The sequence below is a fragment of the Amycolatopsis jejuensis genome, assembly GCF_000717335.1.
Lineage (GTDB): Bacteria > Actinomycetota > Actinomycetes > Mycobacteriales > Pseudonocardiaceae > Amycolatopsis > Amycolatopsis jejuensis.
Window position 1 is genome coordinate 128,819 of sequence record NZ_JNYZ01000005.1, and the last position, 25,857, is coordinate 154,675.

General features: G+C 67.1%; 21 protein-coding genes. 5 read left to right on the plus strand and 16 right to left on the minus strand.

Translation table 11 applies throughout. From position 1 onward, the window contains the following. Positions 1 to 67 precede the first annotated feature (67 nt). The gene (locus OO71_RS07160; protein ID WP_033288859.1) at positions 68 to 2,320 is read left to right on the plus strand and encodes a helix-turn-helix transcriptional regulator; all 2,253 of its coding nucleotides are present in this window, start codon (positions 68 to 70) and stop codon (positions 2,318 to 2,320) included. On the opposite strand, the gene OO71_RS07165 is transcribed toward OO71_RS07160, so the two are convergent. Then, positions 2,292 to 3,710 carry a flavin monoamine oxidase family protein gene (locus OO71_RS07165; RefSeq protein WP_033288860.1) on the minus strand — a complete coding sequence of 473 codons (1,419 nt, stop codon included), beginning with the start codon at positions 3,708 to 3,710 and terminating at the stop codon, positions 2,292 to 2,294. The genes OO71_RS07160 and OO71_RS07165 overlap by 29 nt on opposite strands. A gap of 350 nt (positions 3,711 to 4,060) precedes the next feature. Here OO71_RS07165 and OO71_RS07170 point away from each other — a divergent pair, with 350 nt between their 5' ends. Both OO71_RS07170 and OO71_RS07175 read left to right on the plus strand, forming a co-directional pair. Continuing rightward, complete coding sequence (locus tag OO71_RS07170; protein ID WP_033288861.1) at positions 4,061 to 6,103, plus strand: hypothetical protein; 2,043 nt, start codon at positions 4,061 to 4,063, stop codon at positions 6,101 to 6,103. Between the two features lie 52 nt (positions 6,104 to 6,155). Then, the gene (locus OO71_RS07175) at positions 6,156 to 7,070 is read left to right on the plus strand and encodes a LysR family transcriptional regulator (RefSeq protein WP_033288862.1); all 915 of its coding nucleotides are present in this window, start codon (positions 6,156 to 6,158) and stop codon (positions 7,068 to 7,070) included. Here the strand turns inward: OO71_RS07175 and OO71_RS07180 are convergent. From OO71_RS07180 to OO71_RS47125, 11 genes are all read right to left on the minus strand, one after another. Then, positions 7,059 to 7,814 carry an SDR family oxidoreductase gene (locus OO71_RS07180; RefSeq protein ID WP_033288863.1) on the minus strand — a complete coding sequence of 252 codons (756 nt, stop codon included), beginning with the start codon at positions 7,812 to 7,814 and terminating at the stop codon, positions 7,059 to 7,061. The genes OO71_RS07175 and OO71_RS07180 overlap by 12 nt on opposite strands. After that, positions 7,811 to 8,260 carry an OsmC family peroxiredoxin gene (locus OO71_RS07185; protein ID WP_033288864.1) on the minus strand — a complete coding sequence of 150 codons (450 nt, stop codon included), beginning with the start codon at positions 8,258 to 8,260 and terminating at the stop codon, positions 7,811 to 7,813. The genes OO71_RS07180 and OO71_RS07185 overlap by 4 nt, the downstream gene beginning before the upstream one ends. Next, complete coding sequence (locus OO71_RS47120) at positions 8,260 to 8,952, minus strand: cysteine hydrolase family protein (protein ID WP_051791174.1); 693 nt, start codon at positions 8,950 to 8,952, stop codon at positions 8,260 to 8,262. Before OO71_RS47120 ends, OO71_RS07185 begins: the two co-directional genes overlap by 1 nt. Further along, a complete protein-coding gene (locus OO71_RS07195) occupies positions 8,949 to 10,301 on the minus strand; it encodes a dihydroorotase (RefSeq protein WP_033288865.1) in 1,353 nt (450 codons plus the stop codon). Before OO71_RS07195 ends, OO71_RS47120 begins: the two co-directional genes overlap by 4 nt. Positions 10,302 to 10,315: 14 nt before the next feature. Further along, positions 10,316 to 12,334: an oxidoreductase gene (locus OO71_RS07200; protein ID WP_051791176.1), complete on the minus strand. Its 2,019-nt coding sequence runs from the start codon at positions 12,332 to 12,334 to the stop codon at positions 10,316 to 10,318. Beyond that, positions 12,331 to 13,656 carry an MFS transporter gene (locus OO71_RS07205; RefSeq protein ID WP_051791178.1) on the minus strand — a complete coding sequence of 442 codons (1,326 nt, stop codon included), beginning with the start codon at positions 13,654 to 13,656 and terminating at the stop codon, positions 12,331 to 12,333. The genes OO71_RS07200 and OO71_RS07205 overlap by 4 nt, the downstream gene beginning before the upstream one ends. A 96-nt stretch (positions 13,657 to 13,752) precedes the next feature. Beyond that, on the minus strand, positions 13,753 to 15,069 hold the full coding sequence (locus OO71_RS07210; protein ID WP_051791181.1) for an MFS transporter: 1,317 nt from the start codon (positions 15,067 to 15,069) through the stop codon (positions 13,753 to 13,755). Further along, a complete protein-coding gene (locus OO71_RS07215) occupies positions 15,066 to 15,353 on the minus strand; it encodes a muconolactone Delta-isomerase (protein ID WP_033288866.1) in 288 nt (95 codons plus the stop codon). The genes OO71_RS07210 and OO71_RS07215 overlap by 4 nt, the downstream gene beginning before the upstream one ends. Before the next feature lie 5 nt (positions 15,354 to 15,358). After that, complete coding sequence (locus tag OO71_RS07220; RefSeq protein WP_033288867.1) at positions 15,359 to 16,924, minus strand: 4-hydroxyphenylacetate 3-hydroxylase N-terminal domain-containing protein; 1,566 nt, start codon at positions 16,922 to 16,924, stop codon at positions 15,359 to 15,361. After that, positions 16,921 to 17,466, minus strand: a complete 546-nt coding sequence (locus OO71_RS07225; protein WP_033289111.1) for a flavin reductase family protein — start codon at positions 17,464 to 17,466, stop codon at positions 16,921 to 16,923. Before OO71_RS07225 ends, OO71_RS07220 begins: the two co-directional genes overlap by 4 nt. Before the next feature lie 770 nt (positions 17,467 to 18,236). Then, positions 18,237 to 19,658: a pyridoxal phosphate-dependent decarboxylase family protein gene (locus tag OO71_RS47125; protein ID WP_051791183.1), complete on the minus strand. Its 1,422-nt coding sequence runs from the start codon at positions 19,656 to 19,658 to the stop codon at positions 18,237 to 18,239. A 105-nt stretch (positions 19,659 to 19,763) separates the two neighbouring features. On the opposite strand from OO71_RS47125, the gene OO71_RS07235 reads away from it, so the two are divergent. Further along, on the plus strand, positions 19,764 to 20,216 hold the full coding sequence (locus OO71_RS07235) for an Lrp/AsnC family transcriptional regulator (RefSeq protein WP_033288868.1): 453 nt from the start codon (positions 19,764 to 19,766) through the stop codon (positions 20,214 to 20,216). A gap of 44 nt (positions 20,217 to 20,260) precedes the next feature. On the opposite strand, the gene OO71_RS07240 is transcribed toward OO71_RS07235, so the two are convergent. From OO71_RS07240 to OO71_RS07250, 3 genes are read right to left on the minus strand one after another with little or no spacing between them, the layout of a single operon-like run. Beyond that, positions 20,261 to 21,034, minus strand: coding sequence for an amino acid ABC transporter ATP-binding protein (locus OO71_RS07240; RefSeq protein WP_033288869.1), 774 nt, complete (start codon positions 21,032 to 21,034; stop codon positions 20,261 to 20,263). Further along, entirely contained in the window at positions 21,031 to 21,903 is an 873-nt protein-coding gene (locus OO71_RS07245) for an amino acid ABC transporter permease (RefSeq protein WP_051791185.1), read from the minus strand. Before OO71_RS07245 ends, OO71_RS07240 begins: the two co-directional genes overlap by 4 nt. Continuing rightward, positions 21,900 to 22,838: a transporter substrate-binding domain-containing protein gene (locus OO71_RS07250; protein WP_033288870.1), complete on the minus strand. Its 939-nt coding sequence runs from the start codon at positions 22,836 to 22,838 to the stop codon at positions 21,900 to 21,902. Before OO71_RS07250 ends, OO71_RS07245 begins: the two co-directional genes overlap by 4 nt. Before the next feature lie 182 nt (positions 22,839 to 23,020). Here OO71_RS07250 and OO71_RS07255 point away from each other — a divergent pair, with 182 nt between their 5' ends. Further along, positions 23,021 to 24,286, plus strand: coding sequence for a 4Fe-4S dicluster domain-containing protein (locus OO71_RS07255; RefSeq protein ID WP_156096212.1), 1,266 nt, complete (start codon positions 23,021 to 23,023; stop codon positions 24,284 to 24,286). 41 nt (positions 24,287 to 24,327) lie between these two features. On the opposite strand, the gene tcuA is transcribed toward OO71_RS07255, so the two are convergent. Then, complete coding sequence (gene tcuA, locus OO71_RS07260) at positions 24,328 to 25,800, minus strand: FAD-dependent tricarballylate dehydrogenase TcuA (protein ID WP_245633594.1); 1,473 nt, start codon at positions 25,798 to 25,800, stop codon at positions 24,328 to 24,330. Positions 25,801 to 25,857 lie beyond the last annotated feature (57 nt).

Here is a 25,857-nt window from a genome sequence, read left to right on the forward strand (position 1 = left end):
ACAGTTGAGGAAATTACCTACGTGTCACACCTAGGCGGACTGCGCAGTACCGCACGAGGATCGGCCCGTGAACCCTCGAGGCGCTCCACCGGCGGAGCTCACGAGCCTGGTCGGCCGCGACCGGGAGCTGCGTGAGGTGAGCCGTCTGCTGGGCCGCGCGCGGCTGGTGTCGCTCACCGGCCCTGGTGGCGTCGGGAAAACCACCGTCGCGCTGCGCACCGCGCACCGCGAGCTGGACGAGTTCCCCGACGGAGTGTGGTTCGTCGAGCTGGGTTCCCTGCGTGACCCGGAGCTGGTCGAGCCCGCGGTCGCCGCCACGATCGGGGTCGAGGACGCGCGGGGTTACCCTGCTGGCGCGACGCTCGGTGACAAGATCGACCGCTGGCGGGCGCTGCTGATCCTGGACAACTGCGAGCATCTGCTGGACGCGGCCGCCGACCTCGTCGCGCATCTTCTCGCGCGGGCGCCGGAGGTCCACGTGCTGGTGACCAGCAGGGAAGCGCTGCGCGTGCGGGGTGAGCACGTGTTCGCGATCAACCCGCTGACCACACCGCCCGAGGGCGCGACCACGGCCGAGGTCGCCGCGAGCGACGCCGTGCGGCTGTTCGTGGACCGGGCGATCGCGGTCGCCCCGGACTTCCGCATCGACGACGCGAACGCGGAGCCGGTGGCCACGCTGATCCGCCGCCTCGACGGCGTCCCGCTTGCACTCGAACTGGCCGCGGCCCGGCTGCGTGCCTTGTCCCCGGAGGAAATCCTGCACCGGCTCGACACCGGGTACCGCGTGCTGGCCACCGCCCCGCGCGGCACGCCGACCCGGCATCAGGACCTGGAATCGGTGTTCCGCTGGAGTTACGAGCACTGCACCCCGGCCGAGCGGCAGCTGTGGCTGCGGATGAGCGTGTTCGCCGGACCGGTCGGGCTCGCCGCGGTCGAGGACGTGTGCAGCGGCGGCGAGGTACGCGCCGAGGACGTCGTCGACCTGGTCGATTCGCTGGTCGGGAAGTCGGTGCTCACGCGCGGCGGCGGCCGGTACCGGATGCTCACCGTGGTACAGGAGTTCGGCAGGCGGCTGCTGGCCGAGACCAGCGGCGAGGCCGAGGTCCGCGACCGGCACGCCCGGTACTGCGGGCGGCTGGCCGAACAGGCCGACCTCGGGCGGTTCGGCCCGGACCAGGCAGACTGGAACGCGCGGCTGCTCGACGGCCTGCCCGACCTGCGGATCGCGATGGACCGGCTGCTCGCGGGCCCGGACGTCGACGCCGGTGCCCGGCTGGCGGTCCGGCTGTGGCGGCTGTGGGTGGCGCAGGGGTACCTGCGGGAGGGCCGGTTGCGGATGACGCAGGTACTGGCCACGGAAATGTCACCGGACCTGCGGGCCGACGCGCTGTGGGTACACGGCTGGATCACGCTGTTCGAGGGCGAGGTAGCCGGTGCGGTCCCGGTGCTGGAGGACGCGATTTCCTGGGCGGAGCGCTCCGGAAACGCCCGCGCACGCGACCGCGCGACGACGCTGCTGGGCTCGGCCTACGGGTTCCGCGGCGAACTGGACCTGGCGCGCGAGCTGCACGAGCGGGCGTTGGCGGGGCGGCGGGACGATCCGGAAAGCACCGCGCTGGTGCTCCTCTTCCTGGCCGAAGTCCATTGGGCCGCCGGAAGATTCGGCGACGCAGACCGGTGCAGCCGCGAGTGCGCCGACGTGTGCGCAGCCTCGGGCGAGCGGTGGCTGCGGTCGTACGGGCTGTGGATGCGGTCGCTGACCCGGTATGTCACCGGCGACCTCTCCGGCGCGACAACGCTGGCGAAGGAAAGCCTGCGGGTCACGGAACCGTTCCACGACACCGTCGGCATCCTGCTCGCGGCCGAGGTGGTCGGCTGGTCCGCCGCGGCGAAGGGCGATCTGCGTTTTGCCGCACAGCTCGAATCGGCGATCCAGCGCGCGTGGTCGGTGACTTGTTCGCCGCTGATGGGTTTCGCGAGCCTGCTGGAACAACGCGACCGCTGCACGGAAACGATCGTCGCGGGGCTGGGGGAGCAGGAATACCGGCGGATCCGTGACCTGACCGCCAATGCCGGGGTCCCGGAGGTATTCGACCTTGCCATGAACGGCCTTCCGACGGCGCATCCGCTGGATTTGCTTACGCCGCGCGAACGCGAGGTGGCGGCTTTGATCCATGCCGGTTTTTCGAACAAGCACATTGCGACGAAACTGGCCGTGGCCCGCCGAACGGTGGAGGCGCATGTCGCGAACATCATGGGGAAACTGGAGTGTCACACCCGGGTACAGATTGCTACTTGGTACGCGGATGCTGCCGGCTGATCTCCCGCGCGGCCCGGATACCTGATGCCACCGCGCCGTTCATCCCGCCCGGAGTTGTTCGCTGGTCGGTGTGCTCTCCGGCGAAGTACACGGTTTTTCCCAGCGGGGTGGCCAGTTTCGGGATCGTGGTGTTTGTCTGATCGCCCCACGGGACGCGGACCACGCTGGTCCAGTTGTGGGTTTCGCCGTAGTTCCGGTTCACTCGATGTCCGACCACTGTGGACACTACTTCGTCCAATCGGGACAGTACGTCTTTTTTCTTTTCACGGTCGGCGGGAATGAGACAGGACAGGAGCGCGTGGTTTTCTTCTTGGCCGGCGGTTTGGTTGGTGATGATGCCGAATTCGGTGTCGGTGATGACCCTGGGGTCGAATGCTTCGTTTTCGTATCGGGCGACCACGCGAAGTGCTTCGCCGAACCGGAGTCCGAGCAGCGCGTGGACCCTTTCCTGATCGAGCACCGGATCGAAGGCGATTTCCAGGAGCTGAGGCCCGGGAACGGCGAGGATGACCGCGTCGCCGTTCCAGGTACGAGCTGAGGTTTCGACGGTGACTCGCGCTTCGTCCCACCGCACGGCGATGGCCCTGCTGTCCAGGTGGACTTCCAGGTCTTGCGCCATGGCGGTGGTGAGGAGGTCGTTCCCGCCTACGATCTCGTACCCGCCGGTGCTGTGGAAGCTGGCGGTGAACCCGGCCGCCGGGGTGAACCGCAAAGGCGCCGCCGGGGTCGACTGAGCCACAGCTGACACCAGCGCCCGCTCGAGATCGCTGAGCCGCGCCCGATGCATCCACTGGGCGAGGCTCTCGCAGTCCCCCGGCGGAGTCGCCTTCAGCCGGACGTCGAGCGCGGCTACCAGGTCCGCCGTGTTTTGTTCCTGGCCACGAAGAAACGCCCTTGGCAGCGGCGCCGGGGCTACCTCGCGGAGGGTGAGGCCGTAGCGGGTGCAGAGGTCGAGCATGAGGCCCTGGCCGGGGTAGATCCGCTCGGCCCCCAGCTCGGCGACGTGCTCGTTGGCCGGTCTGCTGGCAGTTTCCTCGCTCAGGCCGTTGGCCTGTCGGTCGGGTTGCCCGCGTGCCGCCAGTTGCGCCTGCCGGGTGGCCCGCTTGTTGGCGGTCCCTTGCGCCTCGCCGGTGGCCCGCTTGTTGGCGGTCCCTTGAGCCTCGCCGGTGGCCCGCTCGTTGGCGGTCCCTTGTGCCTGCCCGCGTTCCGACTCGCGTGCCTGCCCGCTGACCGTCCCTTGCGCTTGCCCGTCCGCCAGTCCGCGCGCCGTCCGGACTCGCCCGCCGGGCCGGTCGGCAGCCTCGAGGATCACGACATCGTGCCCCTCCTGGCTCAGCTCAAGGGCAGCCGTGAGCCCCGCGAGCCCAGCTCCGACCACGATGTACCTCATCGGCCGCCCCTTCCGCTATTGACCTCACTACGTTGAACACTACAGTGATAACTACAGCGACGGAAGGCGGTGCAATGCCGAGAGAAGCGCAGACCGCAGACGGCGGAGGTGTGCCAGAGAGTGGTCCGGCCGACCGCGTGAGTGGGGCAGGCAACGGAGACCTGGCTGGCAAGACGAGCGCAGGCAGTGCGGCAGGGCCCGGCGGCCCGAGCGGCGGACGTGCACCGCAGGGCCGGGGCGTCCCGGGGTTCGCGGGATCGAGCGCGGACACCGCAGGCAACTCCGGCAGCAAAGCCACCGCCCGTGACGCGGACATATCCGGCAATGACTCCGGGTCAGACACCGTAGGCATGCCGGTCCTCCCGGGAGAAGGCCGGTTCCACCGCTTCCTGCACGGACTCGCGTACCGCACACTGTCCATCCGTCGGCAGGCGTTCCTCTACCGCTTCCTCCCCGACCGCTCGGCGCGCCTCCGGACGCGTTTCCCCGTCGACGGCCGCGCGGTGCCGTTTGACCGGGTACCGCCGCCGGATCTCCTCACTGTGCCCGGCATTCGCCGCGACCGGGAAGTCGAGGAACAAACAGCCCGCGACGACCCGCTGCGCTTGCTGTTCGACACCTGGCCGGAAGTCCGCGAGCACATCCACCGCTCGATGTACCGCAACTTCTTCCGCGTCGGCCCGATGATGCACCGCCTCCGTCGCACACAACGACTGGAATTCGAGCGAGCCACCCCAGTTCCCACCGAGGCGCCCGATGCGGACCCCTCCGGTCCAGCCGCCGCGAATGGCACCGCGTCGCTCAGCGGCAACCCGGCTGACGCGATCGCCCCACCTTCCACCGCCGCGACCGGCAGCGTCATACCCGGTACCAATCCCGCCACCCCGGCCGCAATACCTGGGACCAACCCGGCCGCCACGAACGATGTAGCCCAGGCCGACGCGACCGGAGCCAACCCCGTCAATCCGGCCGCCACGAACGACGTGGCCCAGGCCGACGCGACCGGAGCCAACGCCGCCAATCCGGCCGATGCGCCCGACACCGACCCGACTGCTGCGACCGGTGCCACTTTGGCGACCTCAGTCGCTGCAGCCCCGGTTCCTGTCGATGTGACCGGCGTGGCCCAGGCCGACGCGACCGGAGCCAACCCCGCCAATCCGGCCGATGCGCCCCACATCGACCCGACCGCCGCGACCGGTGCCACTTTGGCGACCCCAGTCGCTGCAGCCCCGGTTCCCGTCGATGTGACCGGCGTGGCCCAGGCCAACCCGGTCGGTGCCACCCTGGCCGCCGAGGCTGCGGCAAATCCGACCGTCACGAACGGCGCGGCCCAGGCCGACACGACTGGAGTCACCCCGGCCGCCGTGGCTGATGCCAACCCGGCTGCTGCGACCGGTGCCGCCCCGACGGCCGCGGCTGATGCCACCCCGGCCGCCATGGCTGATACTGACCCGACTGCCGCGGCTGACGCCACCCCGGTCGCCGAGACCGATACTGACCCGGACGCGACCAGTACCACCCAAGCCGCAGCGATCACGCCCACCGCAACCCCGGCAACCCCCACCCCCCATCCCGACTCGGTGCTCACCGCCGATGTCTTCCGGCACGCCCACACTCTCGGGATCCCCATCATCGGCGTGGCGGAATATGACCCCAAGTACCACTTCGCCGGGCATACCACCCCGCCGCTGGGCGACCGCGTCGTCGTGTGTTTTGTCGAGCAGGACTACGCGGCCACGCAGAGTATTCCCAGTCTGCACGCCAACAATGCGTCATTCGCCGCGTCCGCGAATGCCGTCCGCGCGGCCGGGAAGCTCGCGAAATACTTGCGGGAATTGGGATTCCGCGCCCGCGTCAACGACGAATACGAACAGGGTATCGTGATCAACTACGGCGTTCAAGCCGGGCTGGGGCAGCTCGGGATGAACGGGCAGCTGCTCACCCCGCAGTTCGGCTCGCGGTGTCACCCCGCGACGATCACCACGGACGCGCCGCTGGAATTCGGCAAACCCGTAGACTACGGGATCACTCGAATCTGCGAGGAATGCCGGATCTGTGTGCGCCGCTGTCCGCCCGGGGCGATTCCGGCGCGGCGGCGGATGTATCGCGGGGTCGAGAAAGCCAAGATCGACGCGAAACGGTGCGGGCCGACGGTTGCGGTTGCCGAGGGGTGTGCGGTGTGCACGAAAGTGTGTCCGGTGCAGAAATTCGGGTTGGCCGCAGTCTACGACGAATGGGAGCGCTCCGGCACGATTCTCGGCAAGGGGACCGACCAGCTGGAAGGCTACTGGTTCGACGGGGTCTACTACGACGCCGCGCGCCGGCCGAAGCTCGAGCCCACCTGGCTGGAACTGCAGCCCAAAACGTACGTCGCGCCGCCTGCCGATCGGTAGCCGGCGGCGGTACGCTCGACCCTGATCTGCCGGTCTGCCCAGGTTGGAGCCCATGGACCTCACGCTGAAGCAACTCGAATACTTCATCGCGACGGTCGAAGCCGGCACGATGACCGCCGCGGCCAAGAAATGCTTCGTGTCGCAGTCCGCGATTTCCCTTGCGGTCAGCGAACTCGAGCGCGGGCTCGGCGTCCAGCTCATCATCCGCCAGAATCCCCGGCGTCTCGCGCTCACCCAGGCAGGCCGCCGTCTGCTCGCCGACGCGCGGCAGGTCCTGTCCGGCATCGAGGAAATGCAATGGGCTGCGCGCACCGAAGGGGAAACCATTGCCGGAACGCTGAAACTCGGCTGTTACCGCACCCTCGGTCCATTCGTGCTGCCGCCGCTCATCGAAGGATTCGAGGTGCAGCACCCGGACGTCAAAGTCGACCTTCTGGAGGACGGCACGGACGAATTGTGCGAACGTCTCGCCAGCGGCGATGTCGAGGTCGCCATTCTCTACGACCTCGACATCCCGATGCCACTGGAAACCGTCGAGCTGACCACCTTTGCGCCGTACGTGCTGGTGTCGCCCGACCATCCGCTGGCCGCCGCCGAAACGGTTTCGGCGGCCGACCTCGCCAACGAGGACTTGATCCTTTTCACCCCGCCCTCCCGATATTACCTTTCCCTGCTGAGGCAATCCGGGGTGGAACCGCGAATCCGCTACGAGTGTGCCAATTTCGAAACGGTACGATCAATTACCGCCAGGGGCATCGGGTACGCATTGTTCCACCAGCGACCGGCAATCAGCGCCAGCTACGAAGGCCGCCCGTTGTGCATTCGTGAGTTCCGGGAGGAAATGCCGACGCTGCGGATGATCATCGCGCACGGGGTGGGGCAGCGGCTGACCCGGCGAGCTGAGACATTCGTGGAGTACTGCCGGACCAAGTGGGCGGCCGACGCGGAAGGGGCGTCACCAGGCTGACCAGCCGCCGTCGGCGTACATGATCGCGCCGGTCACGTATGCCGAATCCGGGCCCGCCAGGAAGGTCACCAGGCCGTCCAGGTCGCGGTCCGGGTCGCCGAGGCGCCCGGCCATCGTGCGGTTCATCATGCGGGCCAGCACGTCCGGGTCGGCGCCGAGCGGTTCGGTCATCTGCGTCGGGTAGAAAACGCCCGGGGCAATGCAGTTCACCGTCACGCCGCCGCGGGACCATTCGGAGGCCAGCCCGCGCGTCAGGTTCGCCACGGCGCCTTTTGAAGCGTAGTAAGCAGGTTCCGGTAATGGTCCGGCGAGCGCCGCGTACTGGGAAGCGACATTGATGATACGGCCTTCTCCGCGCTCGAGCATTTGCGGAGCGAGTTCGCGTGCGACGAGCCAGGTACCGGTCACGTTCACTTCCAGCACGTGCCGCCATTCGGCCACGCTGGTCTCCACGGTCGGTTTGCGCAGCATCACCCCGGCGGCGTTCACCACCACATCGACGTGCAGGCCTTCGAACGCCGACGTGACCTGGTTTTCGTCGCTGACATCCGCTTCGAGCGCAACGCATTTCCGGCCCAGTGCGAGGACATCGGCCAAGGTGGTTTCCGCCCGGCGCATACCTGCTTTGTGCTCTACGACGATGATGTCGGCCCCGGCGCGGGCCAGCGCAATGGCTGCCGCATAGCCGAGCCCGCCTTTACCCGCGCCTGTCACAAGGGCGGATTTCCCGGCGAGGCTGGTCATCGCAAAGCCCGGACGGCTGCGGTGATCGTGACCTCGGCACTGGCGCGGAGCAAAGTGGACAGTGGACAGCGCTGGTCGGCCTCGGCGACCAATTCGGACAGTCGCGCACCGGTGAGTTCCGGACTGTCCACTTCGACCTTCAGTGCGGACCGGGTGATCGCGAAGACGCCGTCGACGCGGTCAAGGCTGACCGTGGCTTGAACGTCCACTGTGGAATCCTTCAGCCCGGCGTTGGCGAGCGCCGAAGCGAGGGACATGGCGAAACATCCGGCGTGCGCCGAGGCGAGCAGTTCCTCGGGGCTGGTTTGGCCGTCGGGTTCGCCGGTGCGCTTGGGAAAGCTGAGTTCCGCGTCGGTGAGCGCACCACTCTGCGAGGAAAGAGTTCCTTGTCCGGCAAGGAGATTGCCCACCCAGTGCACGTCAGCGGATCGGGTTACGGTCGGCATCAGAGTCCCTTCAAGTAATCGTCGACGTCGAGGACGTCCGCGTATTTGAGCCACAAATCGAACAACGCCACGCGGCGGGAGAGGTCGACGCGGTCGGCGGTGGCGTCGCGCAGCACGCCGACCCGATAGCCTCGGCTGGCCGCATCGACGGCAGTGGCCCGCACGCAACCGCTGGTGGACAGCCCGGCCACGAGCACGGTGTCGACCTTGCGTTCGGCGAGAATGTCGTCGAGTTCCGTGCCGTGGAAAGCGCTGGCGGCTTCCTTGCGGATCCGGATGGCGTCGGCGAATTGGTCGAGTTCGGCGCAGAACTGCGTGCCCGGCGATCCCTCGGTGAACAATTCGCTCGCTCCCCGTTTACCGGCGAACCCGCGCGTCTGGTCGCGGTCGGCGGGGTACGCGATCCGCGTGAGCACCAGCGGAATTCCTGCGGCCTCAGCGGCTTTGGCCAACGGCAGAGCCCGCCGCATTGCCTGCCACGCAGCCGCACCGCCGCCGGTGGGGAATTCGGTGAGCTGTTCGGCAATGGGGACATCCCGGCCGAGATACGCGAGCTGGAAATCGACCAGAATGATCGCGGGCGCATCGCCGAGACCGCGGCTGGTGCCGTAGGCAGTGGATTCCACCAGAAGCCGGTCGGAGTCGGGGAGTTCCGGCACGAATTCCTGCATTGCCTCCCAGGAAAGGTTCATCCCCGCACCCCCTGGCGGCGGGGGAGGAACACCCCGGCGGGCACCTCGGGCAAGGAACCCTTTTCCAGCAACGGTTCGCCGCGCAGGAAGGTGTTTTCGACCCGCAGGGGCGCGGTCCAGCCGTCGAAACAGGAGTACCCGGCGGTGCTGTGCAACGCCGAACCGTCGATCACCGTTTCGCCCGCGGTGTCGATGACGGTGAAATCCGCGTCGTAGCCGACGTCGATCCGGCCTTTACCCGGAATACCCAGCGTTTCGGCCGGACTCGTGGCGAGTACCCGGACCAGCGTGTTCAGCGAACCACCGCGGTCGCTGATCGCTTTCCAGGTCACCGGAAGCAGCGTTTCGGTACCCGGCATTCCCACCGGCACTTCGGCAAAGGCGCCGGATTTCACCGACTTTTCGTAAGGCGCGTGGTCAGACGAGACGACATCGATTTCCCCGGACAGCACCGCATCGGCGAGCACCTGGCAGTCCCGTTCGGTCCGAAGTGGAGGTGCGACCTTCGCGAGTCCTTGCTGTGCGCGTTGGTCCGCTTCGGTCAGAGTGAGATACTGCGGGCAGGTCTCCGCGAAGACTGTCTGACCGCGTTGCCGCGCCGCGCGGATCTCGTCGAGCGCCGCTTCACACGTGACATGGACAACGTAGAGCGGACATCCGGCGTCGGCAGCGAGCCGCAGCGCGCGCCGAGTGGCCTCGGCTTCGACCCACGCCGGGCGGCTGCCGGTGAAAAGACCGATGTCGTCGGTGTTTCCGCGCAATTGCGCCGAGAGCGACCCGACGACGTCCTCGAGTTCCGCATGCACCATGGCGAGCCCGCCATGGTCGGCGATCCGGCGCATGGCGGTGTGCAGGAATGCGTCGTCGACCATCATTTTGCGGGCCCGGTTGATCATGAACATCTTGAATGTCGTGACCCCGCGGTCAATGGCTTCCGGAATCTGGTCGACAGTGCCGGGCTCGGCCGCGATGGCGGCGTGGAACCCGAAGTCGATGGGCATTCCGGACGCCCCTTCCGCGCGGCACGCCCCGATCCGGCCGAGGAGGTCGTGTTCGCTCATGTGCATTCCCATGACGAACCCGCAGAGGCTCGTGACCCCGCCGTACGCCGCGGAAACGGCCAGTTCGGAAAGGGAGTCGGAATGTTTCGACCAGGTGCGGAAATGGGTGTGCGCGTCGATGATGCCGGGTAGCACGTGCTTGCCGTGCAGATCGACGGTGCGTTCGGCTTCGATTTCGTTGTCCGGATCGGCGATGGCCGAGATGACCCCGCCGGTGACGAATACGTCTTTGCGTGCCGTCCCGGTGTCGGAAACGATCGATCCGCCGCGCAGGGCGAGCGAGTACATGGAGAAGGAACCTTTCAGCTCGGGAGAAGGGGAATGAGCGCGGTGCCCGGCCGGAGCAGATCGCCGCCGTGGTCCGCACCGGTGTACGGGGCCCGCAGCGACGGCCCTTGCCAGCCGCAGGAAAGATCGACGCCGATCAAGACGCCCGCGCCGTGCCCCTCGTAAGTGGCCTCGAGAGTGGTGCGCGGGGCGAAAGCGTCCCCGACCAGGTGGACCGGATTCGGATAACCGGCACGGGTGAGTTCCCGTGCCAGGCTGTCATCGGCCACCGGCGGGTCGACGCGAATGACGGAAACCGCACGGTCGATTTCGGTCCGGGTTCCCGTGACGTCTTCCATCGCGCGTCCGTCGTCGACGAGCCGGGTGAGCGGCGAAAGGGAAATGCCCCATTCCCGGAAGGCCGCGTAAAGGCCGAGCCGGGAATACACCGCAACTTTGGGCGAAATTGCATCCAGCGACGTGATCATCCGGACGGAATGCCCGCGCCGCGCGAGGTGCACGGCGAGCCCGGGCGCCGCCCACGAACCGTCGCCGTCGGCAATCAGCACGTGGTGGTGCAGCCGCTCCGGCCGCTCGATCGCGGCGCGATGGGAGAACACCGGATGTGCCGGCGGCCGGGAACCGGTGGCGAGCACGACCTCGTCCCACCCGCCCGCGACGATCTGCTGCGCGGTGACCCGTCTCCCGAGCCGGATCTCGACCCCGGCCGCGCGCGCCGCACGGGCGAGCTCGTCGACGAGCAGCCCGAACCGCTCGCGCCCGGACAGCGCGCGGATGAGCCGGACCTGGCCGCCGACCTCGGCCGCCGCGTCGACCAGTGACACGGAATGCCCGCGTCGCCGGGCGGTAACCGCTGCCTCGAGCCCGGCCGGTCCGGCGCCGACCACCAGCACGCGCCGCGCCTCGGCCGGGGCCGGAACCTGCTGCCATTCGCGTTCCATCCCCGCCTCGGGGTTGACCACGCAGCGGATCGGCAGATTGCGTTCGAGGTGGCCCGCGCACGCCTGGTTGCACGCAATGCACGAGCGGATCTCGTCCGCCCGCCCTTCGCTCGCCTTCCGGCTGATCTCCGGGTCGGCGATGTGCGCGCGGGCCATTCCGACCAGGTCGGCACACCCGGAAGTGACCAGGTCGGTGGCCGTTTCGATATTGTCGACGCGGCAGATCGCGAGCACCGGCAGCTCCGGGAATCGCTCCTTGAACAATCGCGGGTACTGCCGGAAGGGGGCCGAACCGTACGACATGTCGGCCATTTGTGTGGACAGTGAGTGTTGATCAGTGTACGCGGAGTGACTCACGTGGAGAAAGGCGACCGGGAATTCGGCGGCCAGCTCGGCCACGATGTCGGCGGCGTAGTCGGGTCCGATTCCACCCGGCACCATTTCGTCCGCGCTGATCCGCAGGCCGAGCGGCTTGCCGGTGACCTCGTGCACTGCCGAAAGGACCTCGCGGGCGAGCCGGAGCCGGTTTTCGTGGCTGCCGCCGTATTCGTCGGTACGGCCGTTTGTGGTCGGGGACAGGAATTGCTGCAGCAGGTGTCCGTGTCCCAAGTGGATTTCCGCGCCGTCGAACCCGGCCTCGGTGACGAGCTGCACGGTCTGCCGGAAGGCCGCGATGACGAGCTGGATCTCGGCCTTGGTCATCGCGTGCGGGACCTCCGCCCCGGCCGCCCACGGGATTGCCGACGGCGCCCAAAGCCCGGTCCACGCGCTGCCGTCGTGCCTTCCGGTGTGCATGACCTGAGCAAACAGCCGGGAACCTTCGTCATGCACCGCCTCGGCGAGCTTTTCGAATCCGGCACGGCGGGGGTCGTCGTACCCGCCGATGCCGAACCGCCGCAGGCTGGACGGGTGCACCCGGACCGCCTCGGTGAAAACCAGACCGGCGCCGCCTCGGGCTTTCGTGCGCAAATAGTCGACGTACCGGGTGCTGATGTCGTTGTCGCCGGCGAAATTCGTGGTGTGCGGGGCGACGAAAATGCGGTTCCGCAGGGTCAATCCGCCGATCCGCACCGGTTCGAACAGGATGCTCACTGCAATGGCCTCCCCTTGGTCTCCGGGAACCGCAGCACCGCGATGAAGCTCAGCAGCACAATGCCGATCACGAGGAACGACGGGGTCGCGGACGATCCGGTGCTGCCGACGAGCAGGGTCGCGAGAAACGGCGTGAAACCGCCGAGAATTGCCGCGTGGATGCCGTAAGGAATCGCGACGGCGCTGTATCGCACGGTGCCGGGGAACAGTTCGGTCAGGGTCGTGGCGAGCGGGGCGAACATCAGCGCCATACCCACTGCCATCGGCATCAATGCGACGACCGCGAGCGGCCGGGAACCGGTGCTGATAATGGTGAACACGGGGTACACCAGTGCTCCGGTGAGGACGTATCCGGCAAGCAGGGTCGGCTTCCGGCCGATCCGGTCGGACAGGATCCCGGCGAGCGGCATCAGTCCGATGTAGACGACCTGGAGGCTGAGCGTGACGAGAAGCGCCTCGGTGGAGCTGTAGCCGACGCGGCTTTGCAGGAACGTTGGCAGGTACACCATCAGCACGTAGTACGCGGGTGAATTGGCGAGCGGGAACGTACGCAGCATGTCGCGCCAGTGGTTCCGGAACGCTTCCAGCACCGGTGCCCGGCTCGTCTTGCCGGATTCCTGCAGGGCTTGGAATTCCGGAGTGTCACTGACCTGTCGCCGGATGTAGTAACCGGGAATCGCGAGCACCGCGCCGAGCAGGAACGGAATCCGCCAGCCCCAGCTCTGCAGGTCGGGAGCAGAGATCAGCTGGGACAGCAGCACGCTCACGAGTGTGCCGAGCAGTAGCCCGATGGCGAGTGTGGCTTGCTGGAAACTGCCGAAGAATCCCCGTCGTTCCGGTGGTGCCGATTCGGTCAGGTAGGTGACCGAACCGCCGAATTCGCCGCCGTTGGAAAGGCCCTGGCACAACCGGAGAAACACCAGCAGTACGACGGCGGTGACGCCGATGTCGTGGTACGTCGGGAGAAGCCCGATGAGACAGGTTGCGATCGCCATGAGCAGCAACGTCGCGGAGAAGGTGCGGCGTCTGCCGTACTTGTCGCCGAAGTGTCCCATGAGGAATGCGCCGACCGGGCGCATCACGAACCCCGCGCCGAACACGGCGAACGACGAGAGCAATTGCACGACCGGCGTTTGCGCCGAGAAGAAGTTCTTCCCGATGGTGGCGGCGAAATAGCCGTAGACGGCGAAGTCGTACCATTCGAGCGTCTGCCCGATCATCGCCGAGGCGACGATCTTCTTTCGGGCGGCACGGGAAATCGCGGAGCCGGGGGAGGTTCGCGCGGGGACGGCGGATGGTGCGCCTGGTTGATCGGAAGGCATCGTCGGCTCCTTCGTCGCGCCAATGAGTCTCCCATTTCTAGGCTTCGGGACCCGTTGAGGCAAACAGATCATTTCAATAGAACCTATGAGATCAGCTCATAGATCGGCTTTGGCGCTCCGGACCACGGCCGTTGCGCCGAGCTCGTCGTGCCGGGTTTCCCGGAGCAGCAGCACGCACAGCAGGCTGACCAGGCACAAGCCGGACATGTACGCCATCACCGGCCACGAGCTGCCGGTGGCTCCGTGCAGTGCGGTGGCGACCAGCGAGGCCGGTCCGCCGCCCAGAATTGCTCCCGCTTGGTAGGCGAGCGATGACCCGGTGTAGCGGACGTTGGTGGGGAACAGCTCGGCGAACAGCGCGCTTTGCGGTGCGTAGGTCGCGGCGAGGCCGAGCGCCATGAGCCCGACGGCGACCACGATCAGGACGGGGTTACGGGAATCGATGAGCAGGAAGTACACAGTGGACCAGACGAGCATGGCTGTCGCGCCGACCAGGTACAGCCTGCGACGGCCGTATCGGTCGGAAAGCAATGCGCACAACGGGATCATCGCGAGCCAGACGACCGCGCCGACGAGGACCGCGGCGAGCATTGATTGCCGGGAGACTTTCAGCACCGAAGTGCCGTAGCTGAGGGTGTACACCATGAACAGGTAGCCGACGGCGTTGTTGGCAATGAAGGAACCGGCGGCAATGGCCACGGTGCGCTTGTGCTTGCGCAGGATTTCCCTGATCGGGGCCCGTCCTTGCAGCTCGCCCTGCTGTCGCGAATGGACGAAGAGCGGGCTCTCCGCGACCTTGAGGCGGATGGCGAGCGCGACGACGATCAGCAGTGAACTGGCGACGAACGGGATCCGCCAGGCCCACGAGGCGAACTGCTGCGGAGAGGTGGCCGCCGTGGTGCCGAGAAAAGCGAAAGTCGCGAGAATGAGACCCGCTGGTACGCCCATTTGCGGTGCGCTGCCATAGAGTCCGCGTTTCCGTTTCGGCGCGTGTTCCACAGCCATCAACGCGGCCCCGCCCCATTCGCCGCCGATCCCGATGCCCTGTACGAAACGCAGCAGGGTCAACAGGATCGGGGCGGCCACGCCGATGGCCGAGTAAGGCGGCAGCAGTCCGATGAGGACGGTTGCGGTACCCATCATGACCAGCGACGCGACCAGGCTGCTCTTGCGGCCCAGCCGGTCGCCGTAGTGCGCCATCACCACCCCGCCGAGTGGCCGCGCGACGAAGCCGACCGCGAAGGTGGCGAGCGACGCGAGAACACCGGCGGTGGGGGACAGCTTGGGGAAGAACTGCGGGCCGAAAACGAGCGCCGCGGCGGAACCGTAGAGGAAGAAGTCATACCACTCGATCATCGTGCCGACGAAGCTCGACACCAGGACTCGCCGCGTTTCTCTTCGGCCCGCGGTCATGACTGGGCTTCCACGCTGGACGGGTGCTGCGCCAGTGCGGTCACTTCGATCTGCATGAACGGGAAGAGCGGCAAGGACGACAGGATGCCGTGAAGTGCGTCGGCGTCCGGGACCTCGAATATGCTGATATTGCTGCGTTTTCCGGCGACCCGCCACAGGTGCAGCCAGATGCCGTCGTGCTGCAGTTGCAGGGCGAGTTTCTTTTCGGCGGCGAGAAGTTCGTCGCGCCGCTGCGGGTCGAGGCCGGCGGGGAGGGCGACGTCCATCTGGACATGGAAGATCATGGCGCTCACCGGCCGAACATCGAGACGTCGGCGTTGCCGATCAGATCGGGCGCGGTCCAGCCGTCCAGATCGTATTCGGCGAGGCATTGCTCGGCGAAACCCTTCATCTCCGCGGCTGCGCCGGAACGTTCGGCTGCCGTCAGCACTTCCGCGCGTACGCCTTCGTGGTTGCCGGAGTAGTTGCGTTCGTACAGTTCGTGCCGGCCACCGAATTCGGAACCGATGGAGTCCCAGATCAGTTTCATCAGCTTGACGCGTTCGACGGCGCTGTAACCATTCGAACCGCGGACGTATTTGTCGAGGTACGGGCGCAGTTCGGCGGATTCGAAATCGCGGGCGTGCGAGGGCAGGTAAATGAGCGCGCTGCCGAGGTCCTGCATGATGATCTCGCGGATCCGCGGGTAGCCGATGGTCATGAACCAGCGGTAGGCCATGCCGTATTCGAGATGCGGCAGTACGGCGTCGCCGATCCAGGCATCGGGTTTGGCCGCCATGGCTTCGGACAGGCCCCAGAACATGTTGCGCCAAGCCAGTACTTCGCCGACCCGGGTCTGGATGCCGCGGAAGTCCTTGGTGCCGGTGACCTCGACGCCCTTCATCAGGAGCCCGGCGATGAAATCGAGTTTGACCGCGAGCCGGGTGGTGCCGTGGAAGGTGAAGCGGTGCATGAAACCGGACTGCGGGAAGAATGTACTGGCCTTTTCCACCTCGCCGTAGATGAAGACGTTCTCCCACGGGATTTTCACCCGGTCCAGGATGAAGATGGTGTCGTTTTCATCGAACCGCGACGAAAGCGGGTAGTCGAACGGGCTGGACGTGGCCGCGGCGACCGCGGAATAGGAATTGCGGCAGATCAGTTTCATGCCGGGCGCACCCATGGGTACGGTGCAGACGAGGGAGAATTCCTTTTCCTTGATCGGCAGGCCGTAGTGGGCGATGAAGTTGTAATGCGTGATGGCCGAGCCGGTGGCGACCACCTTCGCGCCGGAGACGATCAGGCCGTCGTCCCGCTCTTCTTCCACGTGCATGAAGACGTCGCGTACCTCGTTGTGGTCCCGGTGGCGATCGACCGGCGGATTCACGATCGCGTGGTTCCAGTAGAGGACCTTTTCCTGTGATTCGGCGTACCAGCGGCGGGCGTTGTCGCCGAATGGCTCGTAGAAGTCCGGATTTGCGCCGAGGGTACCGAGGAATGCGGCTTTGTGGTCGAGGCTGCGGCCCATCCAGCCGTACGTCATCCGTGCCCAGGCGGCAATGGCGTCGCGGTCGGCGTAAAGGTCTTCCTTGCTGCGGGGAGTACGGAAGAACGGAAAGGTGAAGCCGTCGCTGCCGGTGTCGGTGCGCGTGGTCACCAGTGCCTGCTGCTCGGGGGAATGGAGGGAATCGTAGAGCCGGGCGGCCATGCGAGCGGAATTGCGGAATGCCGGATGGGTGGTGACGTCCTTGACTTTGTCCCCGTACAGGTACACCTCGCGGGAATCGCGGAGGCTTTCGAGGTATTCGTCGCCGGTGAGCGGCCGGGTTTTCCGTGCGGCGGACCCGGTTTCGGCGCGTTCCTGCTGAGCGGTCATGTGCGGCTCCTCTGTGCGTCTTCGGTGGGGCTGAACCAGGAAAGCTCCGGATGATCACCGGAAGCCAGCCACGGGATTGCTTCTTCCTTCGGACCGAGACGGCGGAATGCACCGCCGTAGAACAGCAACGGCTCCCCGGTGGTGTGGTGCAGTTCCTCGACCTTGCCGAGGAAAAGGACGTGGTCGCCACCGTCGTAATTGCGCCATGGTGAACAGGTGAGAGTGGCGACCACGCCGCACAATGCGGTGCCGTCGGGGGTCCATTCGGGTTCCCGGTCCATCGGACGACCGGCGAAATGCAAGGCGACGTCGTGCTGGGTTTCGTGCAGGACGTTCACGGTGAACGGCATTCCCGGCAGGTAGGCCGAGATGCGGGTTCTCCGGTCGAGGGAAACGAGGACGAGCGGGGGATCGAGGGAAACGGCGGTGAACGCGTTGACGGTCGCGCCGTGCCGGGTGTCTTCCCCGGCGCAGGTGATGACCGTGACGCCGGTGGCGAACCGGCCGAGACACGTACGCAGTTCCCGCGGATCGATGGACATCGGCATCGCCTCCTGTGCAAAGGACCGGCGAGAAGAAGCGGCCGTGCACGGCCCTCGGACCAGTGAAAGGGACATTCGGTGCACCGGTCAAACAGGCAGATCTCATGAGTTCCATTGGCCTGCCTCATCGACCGGGTGGGGTGGGGGCCGGGAGGTTTGCCGGGCGGGGGTGGCCCGGTGCGGGGGGTTTCGTGAGGGGTGGCTGGGGGTGGCCGGTTGCGGTTTGTGAGGGTGGTTGGGTGTGCGCGGGGTGGGTTTCGTGAGGGTGGCCGGGTGTGGCCCGGCGTGGGGTTCGTCTGGGTGGCTGGGTGTGGCCGATCGGGTGTTGCGAAAGTGGCCGGGCGTGCCCGGTTCGGGGTTGGTGAGGGTGGCTGAGTGCGCCCGGATTGGGCGGACGTTCGGCGAATCGGTCGGTGCGGGTTGGGGTTGGTGAAGCGAGTCGGCCGGGGTCGGCGGGCCACCGTCCGGCCCCGGGGTGGCCGGTGCCGGGCGGTGCCCCGGGGTGGCCGGGACCGGACGGTGGCCCGGGGTGGCCGGTGCCGGGCGGTAGCCCGGGGCGGTCGGTGCCGGGCGGTGCCCCGGGGTGGCCGGGACCGGACCGTGGCCCCGGGCGGGTCGGCGTCTGGCGGGGCGGGGTTGTCCGGCCCAGACCGGTCAGCTGTCGCCCGGGGCCGGTCGGCTGTCGCCCGCACCGGTCAGGGTTGGTCCGGCCCGGCCACCGGCAGGCCCGTCGATGTCCAGCAGGTCGGGCAGGCCGGGCCTGGGACCGGTCAGCGGCTGGCGAACGTCGCCAGCCGGTCGGCGATCAGGTCGATGTCTGCTTCCGTCGTGCGGTGGTTCGTGACGCATGCGCGGATTCCGGGTCGGCCGTTCAGCAGCGCCGGACCCAGTAGCGCAGTGCCCTCCTCGAGAAGCTGCGCCAGCAGTCGCGGGTGTTCCTCGTCGCTGCGGCCGGACACTCGTACGCATACTGCCGTGAGCGTCACCGGGTTCATCAGTTCCAACCCGGGCTCCGCGGCGACCCGTTCGCCCAGGCGCCTCGCCAGGCGGAGGCAGCGTTCGGCGGCCTCGCGGAACGTGTCGATTCCGAATGTACGCAACGCTGCCCATACCTTCAGCGCCTTGAAACTCCGCGAAAGCTGGGGGCCGTAGTCCATGAAATCGAGCATCAGATCGTCTTCGGCAATGGTCAGATACGAGGACGAGAAAGCGAATGCGGCACGCAGTTTCGTGGCGTCTTTGACCAGCAGCGCCCCGGCTTCGTATGGGGTGAAGAGCATTTTGTGCGGGTCGAGGGCAATCGAATCCGCGCGGGACATCGGGGCGAATTGCTCTTTCGCGGAATCGGCGAGAACGAACAGCGCGCCGTACGCGCCGTCGACGTGCAGCCACAAGTCCTCTCGCTCGCACAGGTCGGCGATCGGGCCCAGGGGGTCGATCGAGCCGCTCGTGACCGTGCCCGCGGTGGCGACGACGCAGAACGGTTCGAGGCCTGCTTCGCGGTCGGCGGCGATGGCTTCGGTGAGCAGGTCGACGCGCATGCGGTACGCGTCGTCGGTGGGGATGTGGCGGACGTTCGCCAGGCCGATGCCGAGGATGGCGGCCGCTTTGTCGACACAGCGGTGGGCTTCCTCGGAGGTGTACAGCACCAGCGGCGGCGCGCCGGTTTGCAGGCCGCGTTCGCGGAAATACGGGCGGCGGTCGGCGAGTGCGGTGGTGATGGCGTCCTTGGTTGCGCCGGAACCGCCGTTGGTGAGAACTCCGCCAGCGGCCGGGCCGAGGTCGTAAAGCCCGGCCAGCCATTGGATCACCGACCGCTCGACGACGCTCGCCGCGGGCGAGAGCTGCCAGAAGTTGCAGTTTTGGTTGAGTACGGCGGTAATGGCGTCGGCGTAGGGCGCGATGCCATTCGGCGGACCTTGCACGTACGCGAGGAAACGCGGGTGCGCGACAGTGGTGGAATTGGGGAGAATGCGGTCGTGGAGGTCGGCGAAAAACCCTTCCACCCCAACGCCTTCCGCGGGGAACGGCTCGGCGAGCAGCTTGGCGAGCGTGTCCCGGTCGACGTCCGGCAGGATCGGGCGGTTCGCCACGGAGTCCTCGTAGTCGTCGACGAAACGGGCCAGCAGCTCAGCGGCGCGGGCCCGGTCGGCCGCGTCGAGCACGAGGGTGCCGGGGTTCGCAGTGTCCACTGTGGTGCCTTCCTGTGTCGGTGCCGGTTGTCACGGTAGTCCGGAAGGCGGGGCAGGCGATCCCAAATATTGCTTATTCTCCCCAAAAGATTAGCATGCTATGCCATGGACAAGACAGATCACGCAATCGTCCGCCTCCTGATGGCCAACGGGCGGCTGCCGAACAACGAGCTGGCCGACCGGGTGGGGCTGTCGCCGTCCCCGTGCCTGCGCCGCGTGCGTGCGCTGGAGGCGGCGGGAGTGATCACCGGCTACCACGCGGCGGTCGACCCGGCCGCGCTCGGCCGCGGCTTCGGGGTGCTGTTGCACGTCGAGATGGCGGACCAGCGCAGCGAGGTCATCGAGGCGTTCGAGGAGGCCAGCCGGAACCTGGACGAGATCGTGTCGTGCCGGCGGATGTTCGGCACGCCGGACTATCTGATGCAGGTCGCGGTCTCGGACATCGCCGCGTACGAGCAGCTGTACATGACCGAGCTGACCCGCATGCCCGGCGCGGCGAGGACGAACTCGCAGTTCGCGATGAAAACGGTGAAAACCACCCCCGGTCATCAGTGGTGAGGGCGTCACGGCGGGAGACCGGTCTCCCGCCGTAACGCAATTCCTCACGAAGGCAGTAACGCCGATAGAAAGGCCCGCGTCCGGTCGTGCTGGGGATTCTCCAGGACCTCCCGCGGCGCACCCGTTTCCACGATCCGCCCGGCGTCCATGAACACGATCCGATCACTCACCTCCCGCGCGAACCCCATTTCGTGCGTGGCCACCAGCATGGTCATCCCGTCCGTGGCCAGCGCCTTCATCACGTTCAGCACCTCGCCGACCAGTTCCGGGTCCAGCGCACTCGTCGGCTCGTCGAAGAGCATCAGCTTCGGCCGCATCGCGAGCGCCCGCGCGATCGCGACCCGTTGCTGCTGCCCGCCACTCAGCTGAGCCGGATAGGACTTCGCCTTGTCCGCCAATCCGACCTGTTCCAGCAAGGAGCGAGCCCGCTCCTCGGCCTCCTGTTTCGGAGTGCGCGTGACCATTCGCGGGGCCAGCGTGATGTTGTCCAATACCGTCATGTGCGGAAAGAGATTGAAGCTCTGGAATACCATTCCGATATTCGACCGCTGCAGGCACACTGCCCGTTCTTTGAGCTCGTGCACTGCGGTGGGAGCGTCACGGTACCCCATCAGCTCGCCGTCCACCCTGACCTCGCCGTCGGTCAGGTCCTCCAGGTAGTTGATGCACCGCAGCAGCGTGCTCTTGCCCGAACCGGAAGGGCCGATCAGGCACAGGGTTTCGCCCTCGTACACGGTGAGGTCGACCTCGCACAGCGCCTCCAGCGAGCCGTAGTGCTTGGCGACCCCGGTGAGTTCCACCATCGGAACCGCGGTCATTTCTCGGCCACCTTCCGCTCGATGAAGAACTGTCCCACCGAAAGCACGATGACCACCGCGAGGTACCAGATCGTGGCCACCAAGAGCAATTCGATCGTGCGGTAGTTCAGCCCGGAAATGTTCATCACCTGGGTGAGCAGGTCGCCACCGGCGATCACCGAGACGATCGACGTGGCCTTGAGAAGGCTGATCAGCTGGTTGCCGGTCGGCGGGACGATCACGCGCCACGCCTGCGGGATCACGATCCGGCGGAACGTCTGCGACCCGGTCATCCCGAGTGCCTTCGCCGCCTGCCGCTGTCCTCTTGCGACAGACAGCAGGCCGCCCCGGATGATTTCCGCCATGTACGCCGATTCCGCCAGCCCCAGCCCCATCACCGACGCGATGAACGGCGTGACGAGCGAAGACGTGCTGACCGAAAAGAACTCGACACTGGTGAACGGAATACCGATGGTGATCGTTTTGACGAAAAGGCCGATGTTCCCCCAGAAAATCACCTGGACGATCATCGGCACCCCGCGCAGCAGGAAGATGTACAGCGCGGCAATGGACTGCATCACGCGGCTGGACGAAACCCGCATCAACGCCACCACCACCGCCAGCACGACCGACAGCGCCATGGCGAGCAGGCTCATCTGCACGGTGGTCCACAACCCGCCCAGCACCGCCGGGCTGAACAGGAACTGGCCGACCACCGCCCACTGGATGTTGGGGTTGCGGGCCAGCCCCATCAGCACGAGCACGCCGATCACGGCCACGACCACGGCGAGCACGCCGCGGCGGTAGTGCCGCAGCGGCCGGACCGGTTTGCGCGTCCTCGGCGACCCGCCGCCCAGAAGCACGTCGTCCGCGGTACTGCTTTGCGTCATTGTTTGGCCCCCACGGGCGTACCGGTGAAGTAGTTGATCCGGATGTCCGCCTCGGGCATCGCGCCGGTCTCGACCCCGTACGTCTTGAGGATCTTCAGGTACGTGCCGTTGCGGACGAGTTCGACGAGCGCGCCGTGAATTGCTTTCGTCAGTCCGGTCTGGGATTTCGCGACGGCGATCCCGCTCGTGTCGTTTTCCGTGCCCGCCGGGATCGTCGTGAACGCGCCGGCGCTCTGCTTTGCGGCGTACCCGAGGGTAGCGCCGGTGTCCATGTAGCCGTCGATGTTCCCGGCACGCAAGGAGTTGATCGCGGAATTGACGTCGCGGAACAGCGGGTTGTCGATCGGCTGTTTCCCGGCCTCGACGCACTTGTCGCTGAATGCCTTGATCTTCCGCTGCTGGGTGCTGCCCACCGGCGCGGCGATGCGGAGGCCGCAGGCGTCCGGCAGGGCCTTGAGCTGGTGCGGGTTGGCGGTCGGAATGATCCCCATCTCCGCGCCGCGGTACCAGGACACCAGATCCACCACCGATTTTTCGCGTTCGGCGGTGTCGCTGATCTGGCCCCAGAGCACTTCCACGGTGCTCGACTGCAGGGCGGGCAGCTGTCCCGGCCAGTCGAGGTTGACGTACTTGAACTCGACCCCGAGCAGGTCGCCGACCGCTTTGGCGAGGTCGGGCGCGGTGCCGGTGACGCGGCTGCCGTTGTCGACCACCATCACCGTCGGCGCGAAGTTGAACATCGCCCCGACCCGGACGACGTTCGACTTTTTCACCGAGTCCGGCAAGAGGTTGCGCAGTTCCTGGTTGACGGGTGCCGTGCTGGACGCGGGACCCGATCCGGCGGCATTGCCACCGGAACAGGCGGCCAGTGCGAAGGCGCACGCGGCCAGAGCGGTCCATCGAGCGGCGGGGCGGGGTTTCGTCGAGAGCTTCATTGCTTTCTCCCCTCAGCGGGCCGAAGCCGCTGGATCGGGTGCCATCCGGAAGGGCCGGCGGGCCGTCTGGCCGGGACGGAAACCGCCGGACCGTCGCGATCGCAGAACTATAGTGCGCGCCGTAGAGACTCGCAATATCCACTATGGTGCTTACTATGGTGTTCCGTATCTGAGGAGGTCCTGTGGCAGAGCCGACCAGAGAGTCAGGGAGAGCGCGAGCCGGTACGTCGGGCCCGCCGGGCAGGCTGCGGTTCGCCGTGCAGTACCTGGCCTACCGCGTGTTCTCCGCCCGCCGCCTTGCCGTGCTCGCGCGGTTCCTGCCCGCCCGCAGCGCGGTGCTGCGCGAGCGTTACCCACTTGGGATGCAAGCCCCCGAATTCGCGCGGCAGGTGCCGGCCGACCTGCGGAGCGTGGCCGGGATCGAGAAGGATCCGGCAGCCGAGGCCGAGGCAGCCCGCGAACCGCTGCGGAGCCTGTTCGACCGCTGGCCGGAGGCCGACGAGCACATCCACCGGGTCGGCTGGCGCAACTTCCTCCGGATGGAGCCGGTGATCCGGGAGACCCAGCGGCGGGTGCTCGCGCTGAACTCGCGTGGGCCGGTCACCGCGCCCGCGCCGGACGACGATCCCGAGCAGCTGACCAAGGACGTGCTCGAGTACGCCCACAGCGTCGGCCTGCCGATCGTCGGCGTCGCCGAGTACGACGAGAAGTACGCCTTCGAACCCCGGCGCGGCAATGAGGTCGGCGATCGCGTGGTGGTGTGTTTTGCCGAGCAGGAATACGAGGTGACTCAATCGTTGCCCAGCCTGGCCGCTTATCACGCGGCGTTCTCGACCGTCGCGGAAGTTTACCGGCGGACTGAGCTGGTCACCGAGTATCTCCGGGCGCGCGGCTATCGGGCCCGGCTGAACAACACCGAGGACCAGGGGGTGGTGATTGCTTATGCGGTCCAGGCTGGTCTCGGGCAGCTCGGCCTCAACGGGCAGCTGCTGACCCCGCAGTTCGGTTCGCGGTGCCGTCCGTGCACGATCAGCACGAATGCGCCGCTGGTGTTCGGGAAGCCGGTCGACTACGGTATTCCGCGGATCTGCGACGAATGCAAGATCTGTGTCCGGCGATGCCCGTCCGGGGCGATTCCGGCGCGGAAAGCCGTGCATCGCGGGGTGTACAAAGCGAAAATCGACCCGGCGCGCTGTGTCCCGGTGGTGGCCGCCGCACACGGGTGTGCGGTGTGCATGAAGGTGTGCCCGATCCAGAAATACGGGCTGGACGCGGTACTCGGCGAATGGGAACGCTCGGGAACCGTGCTGGGCAAGGGAACCGACGACCTCGAAGGCTATTGGTTCGACGGCGAGTACTTCGGCGCCCGGAAACGGCCCAAGATTCCGCAGGTATGGCTCGAACTCGGGCCCACGGTGTACGCGGAGCCGCCCCGCGACCGCCGATGACCACTGGTACCGGGCCGTTCGGCGGCCCGGTACCGGTGGGGTCAGCCGGCCGCGTTCGTCCCGGCAATACGGCCGAAAACCGCGCCGTTGGTGAGCCCGGAGCCGCCGGGGTAATTACCGTAGAAGATCCCGCCGACGAGTTCCCCGCACGCGTAGAGACCGGGAATCGGGTCGCCGTTTTCGTCCAGTACCTCGGCGCCGGTGGAGATCCGCACGCCGCCGAAGGTGAAGGTGAGTCCACAGGTCACCTGGTATGCAGTGAACGGCGGCTCGTCGATCGGGTTGGCCCAGTTCGATTTGCCGACCGCCAGCCCTTCGGTGCCGCGGCCGTCCTTCCGGTTGGGGTCGAACGGGATTTCCATGCGGACCGCGGCGTTGTATTCCTCGACGGTCCGCACGAATTGCGATGCGTCGATGCCTTCCATCCGCCCGGCCAGTTCCGCCAGGGTCTGCCCGGTCGCTTTGGTGACCTCCTTGATCCGGTACTCGTCCCGCAGCAGATGCTCGACCTTGCGATCGAAGACCTGCCACGCCGTCTGCCCCGGCTGCGCGAGGATGGCCCGGCCGTATTTGGCGTAGGTGAAATTCCGGAAATCCGCGCCCTCGTCGAGGAAACGCCGGCCGTCGGCATTGACCACGATGGAGAACGGGTAGCTGTGCTTCTGGAAGCCGTCGCCCACGGCGAGATCGCCGAATGCGGGTGCATTGTGGTCCCAGGCCACCGCGTGCGCACCCGACCAGTTTCCCCACGACACCGCGCCCGCCGCCAGCGCCATCCGGATTCCGTCGCCGGTGTTGAACCGGGTCCCGCGCACTTTTGCCAGGTCCCAGCCGGGGCCGAGATAACGGGTGCGCCATTCCGTGTTGGCCTGGAATCCGCCGGACGCCAGTACGACGGCACCGGCGCGAATGTCGGTCTCCTCGGCTCCGCTGCGTACCCGTACCCCGGTGACGGCCTGCTTTTCCGTGTGGAGGGAAACGGCGCGCGTGTCGTACGCAATTGTGATTCCCGCCGATTCCGCTGCCCGGCTCAGGCTTTCGACGAGTCCGGGACCACCGCCGACGACCTCGAGCGTGAGCCCGCCCCAGAAGGTGAACCGGCCGTCCACTTTGAACGCTTGCCTGCCGTAGATCGGCGCGAACCGCACGCGGTGCGAGCGCATCCACTTGAGCGTCTCGAAACTCCGGCTGACCAGCAGGTCGGCGAGGTCCGGATCGGTCCGGTAATCGGTCACGCGCGCGAGGTCGGCGAGGAACTTGTCCTCGGGATAGGACCCGAAATCGGTGATCTCGAGCTGTTCGGGGGACAGGTCGGGGACGAGTTCGGTGATGTCTTCGGCGCCGCGGTAGGCGACCCGCATCGCCCCCGCGGTGAAGGCCGTGTTCCCGCCGCGTTCGGCTTCCGGCGCGCGCTCCAGGACGAGCACGGAGGCCCCGCGTTCGCGGGCGGCGAGGGCAGCGCAGAGCGCCGCGTTTCCGGCTCCGACCACGACGACGTCATAGCGATCTTCCACTATCGCTCCACCTTCCGGACTGAGCACTACAGTGTCTTGCCAGCTTTCACTATGGCA

Bases quoted from the DNA above. Each gene is read 5' to 3' on its own strand.
- OO71_RS07165 (WP_033288860.1), bottom strand. From the start codon at position 3,710: ATGAGGTACATCGTGGTCGGAGCTGGGCTCGCGGGGCTCACGGCTGCC.
- OO71_RS07170 (WP_033288861.1), top strand. From the start codon at position 4,061: ATGCCGGTCCTCCCGGGAGAAGGCCGGTTCCACCGCTTCCTGCACGGA.
- OO71_RS07175 (WP_033288862.1), top strand. From the start codon at position 6,156: ATGGACCTCACGCTGAAGCAACTCGAATACTTCATCGCGACGGTCGAA.
- OO71_RS07180 (WP_033288863.1), bottom strand. From the start codon at position 7,814: ATGACCAGCCTCGCCGGGAAATCCGCCCTTGTGACAGGCGCGGGTAAA.
- OO71_RS07185 (WP_033288864.1), bottom strand. From the start codon at position 8,260: ATGCCGACCGTAACCCGATCCGCTGACGTGCACTGGGTGGGCAATCTC.
- OO71_RS47120 (WP_051791174.1), bottom strand. From the start codon at position 8,952: ATGAACCTTTCCTGGGAGGCAATGCAGGAATTCGTGCCGGAACTCCCC.
- OO71_RS07195 (WP_033288865.1), bottom strand. From the start codon at position 10,301: ATGTACTCGCTCGCCCTGCGCGGCGGATCGATCGTTTCCGACACCGGG.
- OO71_RS07205 (WP_051791178.1), bottom strand. From the start codon at position 13,656: ATGCCTTCCGATCAACCAGGCGCACCATCCGCCGTCCCCGCGCGAACC.
- OO71_RS07210 (WP_051791181.1), bottom strand. From the start codon at position 15,069: ATGACCGCGGGCCGAAGAGAAACGCGGCGAGTCCTGGTGTCGAGCTTC.
- OO71_RS07215 (WP_033288866.1), bottom strand. From the start codon at position 15,353: ATGATCTTCCATGTCCAGATGGACGTCGCCCTCCCCGCCGGCCTCGAC.
- OO71_RS07220 (WP_033288867.1), bottom strand. From the start codon at position 16,924: ATGACCGCTCAGCAGGAACGCGCCGAAACCGGGTCCGCCGCACGGAAA.
- OO71_RS07225 (WP_033289111.1), bottom strand. From the start codon at position 17,466: ATGTCCATCGATCCGCGGGAACTGCGTACGTGTCTCGGCCGGTTCGCC.
- OO71_RS07235 (WP_033288868.1), top strand. From the start codon at position 19,764: ATGGACAAGACAGATCACGCAATCGTCCGCCTCCTGATGGCCAACGGG.
- OO71_RS07240 (WP_033288869.1), bottom strand. From the start codon at position 21,034: ATGACCGCGGTTCCGATGGTGGAACTCACCGGGGTCGCCAAGCACTAC.
- OO71_RS07245 (WP_051791185.1), bottom strand. From the start codon at position 21,903: ATGACGCAAAGCAGTACCGCGGACGACGTGCTTCTGGGCGGCGGGTCG.
- OO71_RS07250 (WP_033288870.1), bottom strand. From the start codon at position 22,838: ATGAAGCTCTCGACGAAACCCCGCCCCGCCGCTCGATGGACCGCTCTG.